Annotated in this window: 14 protein-coding genes; 6 read left to right on the top strand and 8 right to left on the bottom strand. The window is 51.1% G+C overall.

Going from position 1 to position 14893, the window contains the following annotated elements; translation table 11 throughout:
• Positions 1-7: 7 nt before the first annotated feature.
• The 5 genes from cdd to preA all read left to right on the top strand — a co-directional run bounded on the left by cdd (position 8) and on the right by preA (position 4707).
• Positions 8-892, top strand: coding sequence for a cytidine deaminase (cdd, locus tag AC3G3F_RS18240; protein ID WP_023248318.1), 885 nt, complete (start codon positions 8-10; stop codon positions 890-892).
• Positions 893-1071: 179 nt separating this feature from the next.
• The gene (gene sanA, locus AC3G3F_RS18235) at positions 1072-1791 is read left to right on the top strand and encodes an outer membrane permeability protein SanA (protein ID WP_488395488.1); all 720 of its coding nucleotides are present in this window, start codon (positions 1072-1074) and stop codon (positions 1789-1791) included.
• Positions 1788-2033: a DUF2542 family protein gene (locus AC3G3F_RS18230; RefSeq protein WP_023248320.1), complete on the top strand. Its 246-nt coding sequence runs from the start codon at positions 1788-1790 to the stop codon at positions 2031-2033. The genes sanA and AC3G3F_RS18230 overlap by 4 nt, the downstream gene beginning before the upstream one ends.
• Before the next feature lie 203 nt (positions 2034-2236).
• Positions 2237-3478: an NAD(P)-dependent oxidoreductase gene (locus AC3G3F_RS18225; RefSeq protein WP_488395486.1), complete on the top strand. Its 1242-nt coding sequence runs from the start codon at positions 2237-2239 to the stop codon at positions 3476-3478.
• A complete protein-coding gene (gene preA, locus AC3G3F_RS18220; RefSeq protein ID WP_023248322.1) occupies positions 3472-4707 on the top strand; it encodes an NAD-dependent dihydropyrimidine dehydrogenase subunit PreA in 1236 nt (411 codons plus the stop codon). The genes AC3G3F_RS18225 and preA overlap by 7 nt, the downstream gene beginning before the upstream one ends.
• Before the next feature lie 66 nt (positions 4708-4773).
• Here preA and mglC read toward each other — a convergent pair whose 3' ends face one another.
• The 6 genes from mglC to folE all read right to left on the bottom strand — a co-directional run bounded on the left by mglC (position 4774) and on the right by folE (position 11741).
• Complete coding sequence (gene mglC / locus AC3G3F_RS18215) at positions 4774-5784, bottom strand: galactose/methyl galactoside ABC transporter permease MglC (protein WP_023248323.1); 1011 nt, start codon at positions 5782-5784, stop codon at positions 4774-4776.
• Positions 5785-5799: 15 nt separating this feature from the next.
• On the bottom strand, positions 5800-7320 hold the full coding sequence (gene mglA, locus AC3G3F_RS18210) for a galactose/methyl galactoside ABC transporter ATP-binding protein MglA (protein ID WP_023248324.1): 1521 nt from the start codon (positions 7318-7320) through the stop codon (positions 5800-5802).
• Between the two features lie 133 nt (positions 7321-7453).
• Positions 7454-8452, bottom strand: coding sequence for a galactose/glucose ABC transporter substrate-binding protein MglB (gene mglB / locus AC3G3F_RS18205; protein ID WP_023248325.1), 999 nt, complete (start codon positions 8450-8452; stop codon positions 7454-7456).
• A gap of 291 nt (positions 8453-8743) precedes the next feature.
• Positions 8744-9766, bottom strand: coding sequence for an HTH-type transcriptional regulator GalS (galS, locus tag AC3G3F_RS18200; RefSeq protein ID WP_488395484.1), 1023 nt, complete (start codon positions 9764-9766; stop codon positions 8744-8746).
• 149 nt (positions 9767-9915) lie between these two features.
• Entirely contained in the window at positions 9916-11058 is a 1143-nt protein-coding gene (gene yeiB, locus AC3G3F_RS18195) for a DUF418 domain-containing protein YeiB (protein ID WP_488395482.1), read from the bottom strand.
• A 14-nt stretch (positions 11059-11072) separates the two neighbouring features.
• Positions 11073-11741, bottom strand: a complete 669-nt coding sequence (folE, locus tag AC3G3F_RS18190) for a GTP cyclohydrolase I FolE (protein WP_023248328.1) — start codon at positions 11739-11741, stop codon at positions 11073-11075.
• A 328-nt stretch (positions 11742-12069) separates the two neighbouring features.
• On the opposite strand from folE, the gene fghA reads away from it, so the two are divergent.
• Positions 12070-12927 (top strand): S-formylglutathione hydrolase, encoded by an 858-nt coding sequence (fghA, locus tag AC3G3F_RS18185; RefSeq protein WP_053510447.1) that lies wholly within the window; start codon positions 12070-12072, stop codon positions 12925-12927.
• On the opposite strand, the gene AC3G3F_RS18180 is transcribed toward fghA, so the two are convergent.
• Together AC3G3F_RS18180 and AC3G3F_RS18175 are read right to left on the bottom strand one after the other, a co-directional pair.
• Positions 12916-13305, bottom strand: a complete 390-nt coding sequence (locus AC3G3F_RS18180) for a helix-turn-helix transcriptional regulator (protein WP_023248330.1) — start codon at positions 13303-13305, stop codon at positions 12916-12918. The genes fghA and AC3G3F_RS18180 overlap by 12 nt on opposite strands.
• Positions 13306-13309: 4 nt before the next feature.
• Positions 13310-14677, bottom strand: a complete 1368-nt coding sequence (locus tag AC3G3F_RS18175; protein WP_023248331.1) for an L-serine ammonia-lyase — start codon at positions 14675-14677, stop codon at positions 13310-13312.
• Between the last annotated feature and the right edge of the window lie 216 nt (positions 14678-14893).

Genomic DNA, 14893 nt, shown 5'->3' with positions numbered 1-14893 from the left:
CAACGCCATGCATCCACGTTTTCAAACTGCTTTTGCCCAGCTTGCGGATAATTTGCAATCAGCGCTGGCCCCTATCCTGGCGGACCACCATTTTCCCGCCATGCTGACCGCAGAGCAGGTCTCGACGCTTAAAAATGCGACGGGGCTGGACGAAGACGCGCTGGCTTTCGCACTGTTACCTTTGGCGGCGGCCTGCGCCCGTACCGATTTGTCCCATTTTAACGTCGGCGCGATTGCGCGCGGCGTCAGCGGCAACTGGTATTTCGGCGCGAATATGGAGTTCCTGGGTGCCACCATGCAACAAACTGTGCATGCTGAACAAAGCGCGATTAGCCACGCCTGGCTACGCGGCGAAAAAGGGCTCGCCGCCGTCACCGTTAACTACACGCCTTGCGGCCACTGTCGCCAGTTTATGAACGAGCTAAACAGCGGTCTGGATCTGCGCATTCATCTGCCGGGCCGCGCGCCGCATACGCTACGCGATTATCTGCCTGACGCTTTCGGGCCAAAAGATCTGGAGATCAAAACGCTGCTGATGGACGAGCAGGATCATGGCTTTGCGTTAACGGGCGATACGCTAACGCAAGCGGCGATTACGGCAGCCAATAAGAGTCATATGCCTTATAGCCACTCACCGAGCGGCGTGGCGCTGGAATGTAAAGATGGCCGTATTTTCACCGGCAGCTATGCGGAAAACGCTGCCTTTAACCCTACGCTTCCCCCGCTGCAAGGCGCGCTAAACCTGCTGAGTCTCAATGGCTACGACTATGCAGATATTCAGCGTGCGATTCTGGCGGAAAAAGGCGACGCGGCATTAATTCAATGGGATGCCACCGCCGCAACGCTGAAAGCATTAGGTTGCCATAAAATTGACCGCGTGCTTCTCGGCTAAGTTAACGTGCCGGATAGCGGCGCGCTGGCGTCTTATCCGGCCTGACTCTTCCCTCCTCCTACCACCAGACCCAGGGAAAATCATGCTGAAAATCTCCGCAATCAGACGGCGGTTTCTTGCGCTACGTCTTCGGGTACAGTAGCCTGATTGCACTTTCATCCTGGTATCGAGTTTCCTGCATGTTAAAGCGCGTGTTTTACAGCCTGTTGGTCCTGGTAGGCTTGCTGCTGTTGACGGTGCTTGGCCTCGATCGGTGGATGAGCTGGAAAACAGCGCCCTATATCTACGACGAATTGCAGGATCTCCCCTACCGCCAGGTTGGCGTGGTGCTGGGGACGGCCAAATACTATCGTAAGGGTGTGATCAATCAGTACTATCGTTACCGTATTCAGGGCGCGTTAAACGCTTACAACAGCGGCAAAGTCAATTATCTGCTGCTCAGCGGCGACAACGCCCTGCAAAGCTACAACGAACCGATGACCATGCGTAAAGACCTTATCGCGGCGGGCGTCGATCCTGCGGACATCGTGCTTGATTACGCTGGCTTCCGTACGCTTGATTCCATTGTGCGTACCCGCAAGGTTTTTGATACTAACGACTTTATTATCATCACTCAGCGCTTTCACTGCGAACGTGCTTTGTTTATTGCGCTGCATATGGGCATTCAGGCGCAGTGTTACGCGGTACCTTCACCCAAAAATATGCTGACAGTACGCCTGCGCGAATTTGGCGCCCGCTTTAGTGCGCTGGCGGATCTCTATATTTTTAAACGCGAACCACGTTTTTTAGGCCCGCTGGTTTCTATCCCCACGCAGCATCAGGTGCCGGACGACGCCCAGGGGTATCCGGCAGTTACACCGGAACAATTGCTTGAACTGGAAAAGAAAAAAGGGAAATGATCATGGATGTACAGACGATATTTGTCGCATTAGCCTTTCTGCTACTCCCGCTTTTTTGCTTCCGTGAGGCCTGGAAAGGCTGGCGAACCGGCGCGGTAGATAAAATTGTCAAAAATACGCGAGAACCGGTTTATGTCTATCGCCATGCCGATCCCGTACAATATTGGTCTTATCTTTTTCTTTATACCGGATGCGGTTTTTTATTTACTGGAATGGTTATTTATCTTCTTTTTTATCGTTAAGTTATTTATTATACATTAGTATTGAGAATAGTTATTATTATGATATAAGGAACAAATGCTGTTTTGCATTCTGGTTTCATTTTTTTGTGAATTCTTTCACAGAATCCCCTTCTTTCAATGCTTAGGCTGGCGGTAGATTTTGGATCATAAAAACGCGTTATTTGCGTTTCGCCTTAATTTATTCAAGCATTAAGGAAGATTATATGCCGCAACAAAATTATCTGGATGAACTCACGCCTGGTTTTACGCCATTACTGGCAATAAAAGAGGCTTCACGTTGTTTATTATGTCACGACGCGCCCTGTAGTCAGGATTGCCCGGCGCAAACCGATCCGGGGAAATTTATTCGTTCTATTTACTTTCGCAATTTTAAAGGCGCAGCGGAAACTATCCGGGAAAATAACGCGCTTGGCGCCGTCTGCGCCAGAGTCTGTCCGACGGAAAAATTATGCCAGCGCGGATGTACGCGTTCCGGGATAGATAAACCTATTGATATTGCGCGCCTGCAACGTTTTATTACCGATTTTGAACAGCAGACCGCCATGCAGATTTATCAGCCCGGGAGTAAAACACACGGAAAAGTCGCGATTATTGGCGCGGGTCCGGCAGGTTTGCAGGCGAGCGTGACGCTCACGCATTTAGGCTATGACGTCACCATTTACGAAAAACAGCCGCAGCCCGGCGGATGGCTGCGTCACGGCATCCCGGCATTTCGTCTGCCGCAAAGCGTTCTCGATCAGGAAATTGCCCGCATTGTAGAGATGGGCGTCAATATTAAGTGCAATTGTGACGTGGGCGAGTCGCTATCGCTTGCGCAACTCAAAGCCGAATATCGCGCCGTGCTGATGACCGTCGGGATGTCCTGTGGTTCTGATTTACCGTTATTTGAGCAAGCCAATCACGTAGAGATTGCCGTTGATTTTTTACAGCGCGCCCGTCAGGCCGACGGCGATATTAGCGTTCCGCGTAGCGCATTAATTATTGGCGGCGGCGACGTAGCGATGGATGTCGCCAGTACGTTAAAAATTCTCGGCTGTCCTTCCGTCACCTGCGTGGCGCGGGAAGAATTAGCCCAATTTCCCGCCAGCGAAAAAGAATTTACCAGCACGCAGGCATTAGGCGTATCGATTATTGATGGTTTTACGCCTGTCGCCGTCAGCGGAAATAAAGTGACCTTCCACCATGTACGCCATTCAGGAGAACTGACGCTGGAAGCGGAACGTATTATTCTGGCCGTGGGGCAGCACGCGCGACTGGATACCTTTGCGGAGATAAAAGCGCAGCATAATATTATCGACACTCACGATTATCAAACCGCCGACCCGGCGCTCTTTGCCGCTGGCGATATTATTAAGGGCGATAAGACCGTCGTTTATGCGGTAAAAACCGGAAAAGAAGCCGCTCAGGCTATTCATCATTATTTAGAGGAGGCCTGCTCATGTTAACAAAAGATTTGTCTGTTACCTTTTGCGGCGTTAAGTTTCCCAATCCGTTTTGTCTCTCTTCTTCTCCGGTAGGCAACTGTTATGAGATGTGCGCCAAAGCCTATGATACCGGCTGGGGCGGGATCGTTTTTAAAACCATTGGTTTTTTTATTGCTAACGAAGTCTCTCCACGTTTTGATCACCTGACCAAAGAAGATACCGGTTTTATTGGTTTCAAAAACATGGAACAAATCGCTGAGCATCCGCTGGAAGAGAATCTGGCCGCCATTCGACGGCTAAAACAGGATTACCCGGATAAGGTGCTGATTGCTTCCATCATGGGGGAAAATGAGCAGCAGTGGCAGGAACTGGCGCGTCTGGTTGAAGAAGCCGGCGCGGATATGATTGAGTGTAACTTCTCTTGTCCGCAGATGACCTCGCACGCCATGGGAAGCGATGTAGGACAAAGTCCCGAACTGGTTGAAAAATACTGCCGCGCCGTAAAACGCGGTTCATCTTTGCCAATGCTGGCGAAAATGACGCCGAATATTGGCGATATGTGCGAAGTCGCGCTGGCCGCCAAACGCGGCGGAGCCGACGGTATCGCCACCATCAACACCGTGAAATCCATTACTAACATTGACCTGAACCGCAAAATCGGGATGCCGGTGGTTAACGGTAAATCCAGCATCTCCGGTTATTCAGGGAAAGCGGTGAAACCCATTGCGCTGCGTTTTATCCAGCAGTTGCGGATGCACCCTGAACTGCGCGATTTCCCGATTAGCGGTATCGGCGGCATTGAGACCTGGGAGGACGCTGCCGAATTTCTGCTGCTGGGCGCGGCGACCCTACAGGTAACGACAGGCATTATGCAATACGGTTACCGCATTGTAGAAGATATGGCGAGCGGCCTCAGCCATTATCTGGCCGATCAGGGGTTTGCCTCATTACAGGAGATGATCGGGCTGGCGAATAGCAATATTATCCCGGCGGAAGACCTGGATCGCAGCTATATCGTCTATCCGCAGATTAATCAGGAGAAATGCGTCGGCTGCGGACGTTGCTATATCTCTTGCTATGACGGCGGTCATCAGGCGATGGAGTGGGATGAACACAGCCGCACGCCGCATTGTAATACGGAAAAATGCGTCGGTTGTCTGCTGTGCGGTCATGTCTGCCCGGTCGCCTGTATTGATTTAGGCGAGGTCAAATTTAAAAAAGGCGAAAAAGAACACGCGTTAACTCTGTAGCTCATGGTGTGAAGCCCGGCGCGAAGTCTCGCTGCGCCGGGTAAGCAAAGCAATACGCCTGGATAACTACTTCTTACGCGCGTATTTCAGCGAGTCCAACGCCACGGCGAAAATGATAATGCCGCCTTTGATAATGTACTGCCAGTACGGGTTTACCCCGATATAGGTCAGGCCATAGTTGATGACGGTAAAGATAATGACGCCGGTTACCACGCCGAAGACCGTACCCACCCCGCCGCTAAACGATACGCCGCCGACGACGCACGCGGCAATCGCATCCAGCTCATACATAAAGCCGAGGTTGTTAGTGGCAGAACCAATACGCCCAGCTTCCAGTAAGCCGCCGAAGGCATAAAACACACCGGAGAGCGCATAAATCATCAGCAGGTTCAGCGCCACGTTTACCCCGGAAACTTTCGCCGCCTCCGGGTTGCCGCCAATAGCAAAAATGTTTTTACCAAAGCGGGTCTTATTCCACAGGACCCAGACAAACGCTACCGCAATCAGGGCGTAAAAAGTGATATATGAGAGCCGGAAGCTACCCATCGCCACAAAGCCCTGCGCAAAGGTGGAAAAACCGCTGTCAAAGCCGGAAATGGGCGAAGCGCCAACAAAGTCATAGTAAAGGGAGTTGATCCCGTAAACGATAATCATCGTGCCAAGCGTGGTAATAAACGGTGTCACATTCAGGTAAGCAATAATGATGCCGTTCACAAGGCCAATCACCGCACCAATCGCGCAGACAATCAGGATGACCACCGCAATCGGCATGGTCGCCATTTCCGGAAACACTTTATTAGCGTTTTCCATCGATTGCAGTAATGTTGCCGCCACCACCGCCGCCAGCCCTACCTGACGCCCCGCCGACAGGTCTGTCCCCTGGGTGACGATTAATCCCGCCACGCCCAGCGCGATAATGATACGTACCGAAGATTGCGTCAGAATATTACTTAAATTCAGCAAACTTAAAAAAGTCGGGTCCTGGAAAATAATAATCGCCAGCAACACTAAAAGAACGACGTAAATTCCGCCCTCTTTCAGCCAGGTAAGAAAGCTTTTCTTATTTAACGCACTCATAAGGAGCCCCTGATCTTAAAGGTGCAAAGAAGCAAGACGCAAAATTTCGTTTTGCGTTGTTGTTTTAGTATCGACAATGCCGGAAACGAGACCATTGCTCATCACCAGGATACGATCGGTAATGCCTAATAGCTCCGGCATTTCAGAAGAGATAATGATGATTCCCTTGCCTTTTTTCGCCAGCTCAGCCATAAGCTGATAAATTTCAAATTTTGCGCCGACATCAATACCACGAGTCGGTTCGTCGAGCATTAATATTTCCGGCTGCGTTAATAGCCAGCGACCAATGATCACCTTTTGCTGATTACCGCCGGAAAGCGAACCAATTTGCGTACGATGCCCCGGCGTTTTTACCCGCATGGAATCAATGACCCATTGGGTATCGCTTTTCATGCGGGAATTATCCAGTAACCCCACTTTATTTTTATAATTACGGATATTCGAAATTAACGAGTTAAATCCGATATCCAGATAGGCGTAAATCCCGGTGGAACGACGCTCTTCCGTCACCAGCGCAAAACCGTGGTTAATCGCTTCGTTCGCAGTGTGATTGTTAATTTTCTTGCCATGTAAAGTGATTGTCCCGGACGACTTCTCACGAATGCCGAACAGCGTTTCGACGATATCGGTACGCTTTGCCCCAACCAGACCGGCAATGCCCAGAATTTCGCCCTTATGCAAATCAAAGGAGACATCACGAATGGAAGGCTGGCGCAGCGAGGTCAGGTTACGCACCTCCAGAATCACGTCGCCCGGCTTATTTTCTTTATCCGGAAAACGCTGGTTCAGGGAACGTCCGACCATCATCGCAATGATCTTATCCATATCCAGCCCTTCCAGCGGCTGGGTGGCAATCCACTGACCGTCGCGCAGGATGGTAATTTCATCGCACAATTGGAAAATTTCTTCCATTTTATGCGAGATATAAACAATACCGCAGCCGCGTTCTTTCAGCTTGCGAATAATGGTGAACAGATGATTAACCTCTTTCTCAGTTAACGATGAGGTCGGTTCATCCATAATAACGATCTTAGCGTTATAGGAAAACGCCTTCGCAATTTCGATCATCTGCATTTGCGAAACGGATAACGTTCCCACGCGCGCGCGCGGGTCAATATCGATATCCAGTTCATCAAATATCGCTTTGGTATCCTGGTACATTTTATCCTGGTCGACAAACATACCTTTGGTAGGATAACGCCCCAGCCACATGTTATCCATGACCGAACGTTGCAATACCAGGTTTAACTCCTGGTGTACCATAGAAATCCCATTCTCCAGCGCTTCTTTCGCGGAATGGAAATCCACTTCTTTTCCCTGAAATACAATGCTGCCGGAATCTTTTTGGTAAATACCAAAAAGACATTTTAATAATGTTGATTTGCCTGCGCCGTTTTCGCCCATTAATGCATGAATAGAGTGCGGACGAACGTTTAAGTTGACATTATCAAGCGCTTTCACGCCGGGAAATGATTTGTTAATGCCACGCATTTCCAACAAATATTCACCCGACGACGGAGAAATCGTGCTGACCATAATGATACCCTGTCGGCCTTTTTAATTATGACTATCCGTGCCGGATGTCAGAAGAAATACTTTATCCGGTCTACGGCGCGTCACCCTTCCACAGTTTCAGGGCGCAACGAAATTGCGCCCACAGACGGGAAACTTATTTCTGGGTAAATTCGCTCAGATTGTCTTTGTCCACGCCAACATAAGGCACGCGCACAATTTTGTTCTCAATCTTCCAGTTGGTGCCGTCAGCCGCGCTCTTGCCTTCTGCGAGGTTTTTCGCCAGATCGAATGTCGCTTTCGCCTGATTGTTGGCGTCATTCAGTACCGTACCGGCCATCGCGCCCGATTTCACCAGCGCCAGAGCTTCCGGTAACGCATCGACGCCAAAGACCGGAATCGACGATTTATTATGCGCTTTCAGCGCCTCTACCGCGCCCATCGCCATCGCATCGTTATTAGCGATAACCACTTCAATCTTGTTAGCGTTCGGGCCAGACAGCCAGGCATCCATCTTATCTTTTGCCTGCGCGGTATCCCACATGGCGGTGTCTAACGCCAGTTGCTCGGTCTGAATACCTTTATCATTTAACTCTTTCACCACATACGTCGTACGGGCTTCCGCATCCGGATGCCCCGGCTCGCCTTTCAGCAGGACATACTGAATTTTACCGTCTTTATTCAGATCCCAACCCTGATTAGCCTGCCAGTGTTTGGCAATCAAGTCGCCCTGAATCACACCGGATTCTTTAGAGTCAGTCCCGACATAATACGCCTTGTCATAGCTGTCCAGCGCTTTGCGGGAAGGCTCTTTGTTAAAGAACACCACCGGCACATTTTGCCCGCGCGCTTTTTCAATCACCGTACCAGCGGCAGCCGGGTCTACCAGGTTAATCGCCAGCGCTTTAACCCCTTTCGCCAACAAAACGTCAATTTGATCATTCTGTTTGGACTGATCGTTTTGCGAGTCATTCATCAGTAACTGAACATCCGGCGCGGATTTGCCATCTTTTTCAATAGCCTTACGCACGACGGACATAAAGTTATCGTCATATTTATAAATCGTCACGCCAATACGAGTATCAGCCGCGTGCGCGTGCGCACCGAATAACAGACTTGCCATCACGGCAGAAAGGGTCAATACCTTCTTATTCATGGTAGCTCCGGTTTTATTATGTAGGGTATAGCGTAAAAAAATGCCCGGCTGCTCAGCATGTTAACGTCGTGTTACTGAACGCCGAAGCGTATTTATTCAACTCTTTATTTTGTGGCCGGTAGTCGCTGGATAGGGTGATAACGGTTTTTATAAGCGAAATACCCCTGCAAAACTGATTACCAACTGTTACATATCAGTTACAGTGCGACAAACGTTGTCATCATAGCTATCGCAATGTTAATAAACTGTGAATTTACTCACAGATTGAAAACGGTTACATGCGGTGCGTAATCAGTTAGTGATCAGCACCGCATTCTGTCGCCACGCCACCGAATGGCGCCGCACCAGCGTCGGCATGAAGCAATGCGTCGCCGTAATATCCAGCGTGCCTGCGGCGCCCTGTAACGCCAGTTCGGTCGCGATTTTCGCCATAGAAGCAATAGGATAGCGCACGGTAGTCAACTGAGGATCGGTATAACGAGCGATAGGGATATCATCGAAACCGATGATAGACAGATGCAAGGGAATGGCGATGCCATTATCTTTTAACGCCGTCAGCGCGCCCGCGGCCATGTTATCGTTATAAGCAAATACCGCCGTCAGTTGCAGATTGCGTCCCAACAACTCAACCATTGCCGACTCGCCGCCCTGCATATCCGGGGTGCCGATGCCAATCCAGCTCTCCGACGCAGAAATCCCCTGTTCTTGCAGCGCGTTTAACCACCCTTCTCTGCGCATCGCGTCATCTTCAATACGGTGGCTGGAGGCAAGGTAGCCGATGCGCTGATGTCCATTATTCAGCAACATGCGGGTCGCCATTCTGGCGCCGCTCACATTGTCAAGACAGACACAACGATGCGCATAACCCGGCACGATACGGTTAATCAGCACCATGCCGGGGATCTGATCCATAAAGTCGCCCAGCTCGCGATCGGTTAAGGCTTTTGAGTGAACAATCAATGCGTTACAACGCTGGCGGATCAAGACTTCAATAGCATGTCGCTCTTTTTCCGCCTCATGATAACTGTTGCCAATGAGAACATATTTCTGGTGCTGCTGCGCGACCAGATCCACGGCTTTCACCAGAGCGCCGAAAAAGGCATCGGAAACATCCATGACCACGACGCCGATGGTGTCGCTCACCTGCGTGGCCAGCGCTTGCGCATTCGCATTTGGCCGATATCCCAATAGCGTGACAGCCTGCATGACGGCGTCACGGGTGTCGGGACTGACCAACGCGCTGTTATTCAGTACGCGAGAAACGGTCGCTACAGACACGCCAGCCTGGCGCGCTACATCACGAATGGTGATCATATTCACTGCCCTGTTTGAGTTCAAAAATACTCACAAATGCCCCGTTAGCAGGCGGCTATTTTGTCAGCACCCTGCACAGGACTGCGTGAGAAACATCACAGGGATGGAAACGGTTACAACCATTTTGTTAATGAATGTGATCCAGATCGTTATCTGGATGATCCTGACGCGCGCAACGTGAGTTGGCGCCATAACCACTCGACCGGTCCCTGTCGCCAGAAACGTAGCCAGATGACGGAAAAGAGAAGGTTTATTACCCATACCGGAACGACAAAGAACAAGAGTTCCAGCCGATTGAATTTCATAAATAAGCCAAACTGATAAAACAGCGTGGTACAGATGATCGTCTGCAGCAGATAATTGGTCAGCGCCATTCGCCCCACGCAGGCAATGGCAAGCGTCAGTCTGCATCGGCTAAGCTGCGGCCAGAAGCCAAACATCAGCGCGGCATAGCCCAGCGTTTGCAACGGCGCGCTCAGTTCGCGCGGCGCCTGCAATAAGAAGGCGCACCAGCGGTACGCCCAATCCAGCCGCCATTGTAAAATGACCGCAGGAAGGTTGATCATTAGCCCTAACGCCACCAGCAGCCCCCCGGTACGGCGATAGTGCCGCAGACTGTACTGACCTTTCAGCCAGCCGCTACGCATTAGCGCGGCGCCCAGCAGCATCATACCCGCCAGTTGCCAGCCATACTGCGCGCCGAGCGCCAGTAAATTATTCGACAACATCTCCGCCCGGTTGCTGATAGCCTCCATGCCGCCGTTCAGCTTCCAGTATTTTTCATACAATATTGCGGAAGCATCCGGCGTCCAGGCGCGACTGGTTTCGCTATTCGATACTACGCCCAGCAGCAGCAGCACGCCAATCCCGACCAGATAAAGGAGTACGCCGGTATTAAACAGGCTTTTTACCGAAGGCGCGTCACGTACCAGCCGCCAGCAGATTAACCCGACCAGACCGTAGGCCAGCAGAATATCGCCGTCCCAAAAGAATAACGCATGGATAAAACCTAACAGTACCAATAGCGTTAAGCGCGACTGAATCCACTGTGTACCACGCGGAAGCAGCATTTGTAACCCCGCGCCAAACAACAACGCGAATAGCGTAAGAAACTTAGCCTGCGCCACAATATCGAGAATCGCCCAGGACCAGGCGTCTTCGGCAATAATCGAGCCGTACCAGGCAGGGTTAAGATAAGCCGCCTTTGGCAATCCAAAGGCGCTGATGTTAAGAAGCAGGATACCGAGGATGGCGACGCCACGTACAAAATCCAGCGTGACATTACGCTCCATCGTCTCCGCCTTAATCAGTGATGATGGCGAACGGCGCGCAGGAACTCCTGGCGCGTATTCTGGCTGGACTTAAATAATCCGCCCAGCGAAGTCGTCGTTGTGGCGCTGGTTGCGTCACGAATACCGCGCGCTTTCACGCAGTAATGCACCGCATCAATCGATACCGCTACATTATTGGTGCCGAGCAAGGTTTGCAGCGCCGTCAGAATTTGCTGGGTTAAACGTTCCTGAACCTGCGGACGTTGGGCGAAGAATTGCACGATACGGTTAATTTTAGACAGGCCGATCACAGAATCTTTGGGGATATACGCGACGGTCGCTTTGCCGTCAATGGTTACAAAGTGATGTTCACAGGTGCTGGTCAGCGTGATATCGCGGACGGTGACCATTTCATCTACCTTCATTTTATTTTCAATGAGGGTAATTTTCGGGAAATTGGCATAGTCGAGACCGGCGAAAATCTCATCAACGTACATCTTAGCGATACGATGCGGCGTTTCCATCAGACTGTCATCGCTCAAATCGAGATTTAGCAACAGCATAATCTCAGTCATATGCCCTGCAATAAGGCTTTTTCGCGTTTCATTATCTAATTCATCCATAGGCGGGCGCAACGGCGTTTCCAGCCCCCGGGCAACTAGCGCTTCATGAACCAGGGCCGCTTCTTTACTGAGTGATGGCATTAATCGTGTTCTCCTGCAGGTGTGGCGCCTTTGCCCTGCGTGGGGCAAAGTTTGTCAATATTGTGACAACGTGATTATTGTGCGTGAGGTAGCGCACATAATCCAGTATTCACGCCCATAATTGTTGAAATTGTCGCTGCCTTTCATGACATCTTTTCCGGCGCGAGAATGATGGCAGGGCAAAGGGCATATTTGTTAACGCAACGTTATTTAAATGATGAAGCATGTTTATGTATTACGGAAGTGAAAGTTACTCACAACGCGGTGAATAATCTGTATTATGAAGAATCTGCATACCTTATCAGGTTCACTATAAAAGGAGCCCCGCATGGAAATGCTCGAAGAGCACCGATGTTTTGGCGGCTGGCAGCAGCGCTGGCGTCATCATGCCGCCACGCTAAACTGCGCCATGACATTCAGCATTTTTCTTCCGCCGACTCAGGATAATGAACCGCCTCCGGTGCTGTACTGGTTGTCCGGGTTAACCTGCAATGATGAGAATTTCGCCACCAAAGCAGGCGCGCAGCGTATCGCAGCAGAACTGGGCATCGTATTGGTGATGCCGGATACCAGTCCACGCGGCGAACAGATCGCCAACGATAGCGGATACGATTTAGGCCACGGCGCCGGGTTTTATCTCAATGCCACGCAGCCGCCCTGGGCCAGCCATTATCGCATGTATGATTACCTGCGCGATGAGCTTCCGGCGCTTATCCAGACCCAGTTTAACGTCAGCGACCGTTGCGCCATCAGCGGGCACTCGATGGGCGGTCATGGCGCGTTGATCATGGCGCTGAAAAATCCGGGCAAATACTCCAGCGTCTCTGCATTTGCGCCTATCGTCAACCCCAGCCGCGTGCCGTGGGGAATCAAAGCGTTTACCGCCTATCTCGGCGAAGATGAATCAGCCTGGATTCAGTGGGATAGCTGTGAATTAATGCTGACCAGCCAGCCGCAGGACGCCATTCCTGTGCTCATCGATCAGGGCGACAGCGATCAATTCCTTGCCGACCAGCTTCAGCCCGCCGTGCTGGCGGAAGCCGCGCGACAAACCGCCTGGCCGATGACGCTACGAATTCAGCCCGGCTACGATCATAGCTATTATTTTATTGCGTCCTTTATCGAAGACCATCTGCGCTTTCATGCCCGGTATTTGCGAGGCGAGCGTGAGGCGTCACCAACATAATGAATTTTCCAGCGCCGCGCTGTAATTCACCTCCTCCGACTGCGGCGCGGAAGATTTATTATTTAAATCCGCGGCCTGCTGGCGTACCTGAAGGCGGCCGCTGCCCTCTCCGCCTTCATAACTTTCGTGAAAATTACGCAGCTCGGATTCAAACAGCACCGCATCAAGATTATGCAACTTATCCAGAGCCCGCAGGAGAGAAATTAACGTATCAAGATTCAGCCCTCCCCCTTTCTCGATACGCTTGATGGTAGCGATGCCAACTTGCGCGCAATCGGCAAGCTGCTGCTGGGTCATCGAAAGAGACAGACGCGTCTCCTTTAAGCGGGCGCACAACGACAGGATAATCTCATCGTTATTCATCGTATTGTATTTCACTCTGTTACCCTCTCTTGCGCGGCTGAATTTTCCCCAGAGAACCATGATACGTTTCACGGTATTTAGCGCTCATGTCTTTACCGGTCTCGTACATCGCAGCAATGATCTCATCGAGCGAAATACAGGGTTCGCTTACGCGGCTCATCGCCATCGTCGCCGCGTTTATCGCTTTCACGGCAGAGATGGCATTTCTCTCTATGCAGGGAATTTGTACCTGCCCACCCAGCGGATCGCAGGTCAATCCCAGATGATGTTCCATGGCAATTTCAGCGGCACTCAGCGTTTGCTCCACGGATGCGCCCATCAGTTCAGCCAGGCCCGCCGCCGCCATTGAGCACGCCACGCCGATTTCCCCCTGACAGCCGACTTCAGATCCCAGAATAGAGGCGTTTTGTTTAAACAACATCGCGATAGCGGCGGCGGTCAGGAAAAAACGGGTCAGCGCACCGAGATCCAGCGGCGTGACAAATTTATCATACCAGCAGAGCGCCGCCGGAATGATGCCGCATGCGCCATTAGTTGGCGCGGTAACAATCTGTCCGCCGCTGGCATTTTCTTCGCTTACCGCAATCGCGAAGGCATTGACCCAGTTCAGAGCGGTTAAAAAATCACTGGCGGAACGGTTGGCCTGTAACGTTTTATGTAACGCGCAGGCGCGCCGCGGCACCTGATATGGGCCGGGTAACACCCCCTCAGTATGTAACCCGCGATAAACCGCCTGCTGCATCACGTCCCATATCTGCGCCAGATAATTTTGCAACGTCTGTGGCGAGTGGCGGCACAGCTCATTTTTCATCATCAGCGCCGCCACAGACAGGCCATTACGCCGACACAGCGCCAGCAACTGGGCGGCATGACTAAATTCAAAGGGCGACACTGTACGCAAAGGAAGCGATGGCGTCAGCGGCTCGCCATGTTTGCGAACCTGCCCGGCGCCTATCGAAAACCAGGTCTCTTCATACACCGTGAAATAATCATCCCTGGCGCGAAACGTCATAGCATAAGGATGCCCTGGGTGCGCCTGATGATTGGCGATAATCTTTACTTTTATCGTAGTTTCGCCCGCGTCGGAGAGCGGGAGTTCGATTTTATTTTCATTTTCCGCACGCTTAATCACCGACATATGCGAACGGAGATCGACATTCTCCGGCTGATAGCCCAACAGCCCAAGATAAAGGGCGGTATCCACATTGTGACACTTGCGGCTTAGCGATAAAGCGCCATACAGCTCGATTTCAATTTCCCGAATTAGCGGCAACGTCTCTTGTTCTCTGAGCAATGAAATAAAGAGCCTGGCGGCGCGCATCGGCCCTACGGTACGTGAGCTGGATGGACCTATTACTATTTTGAATATATCAAGGCAACTCTCCATCGTTATATCAATCCTTTCAGTCTCATTCGCGTTCAGTAATAAATACCATCCTCGCACAGTTGGCATATCAAAAATGATACCTTTTGTGTCTGAAGTTTACCGGGTATCAAAAACAATGCTTTTTTAGCGTTTTCCTGGCAGTGATATCTGTGATAGCACAAGATTCCACGTCCAAAAAGAGTCATTATAATACCCGTAAATTAAGGGAGTTATCGT

This window comes from Salmonella sp. FC25216, assembly GCF_057751355.1.
This window is presented reverse-complemented; position numbering and strand designations above follow the sequence as displayed.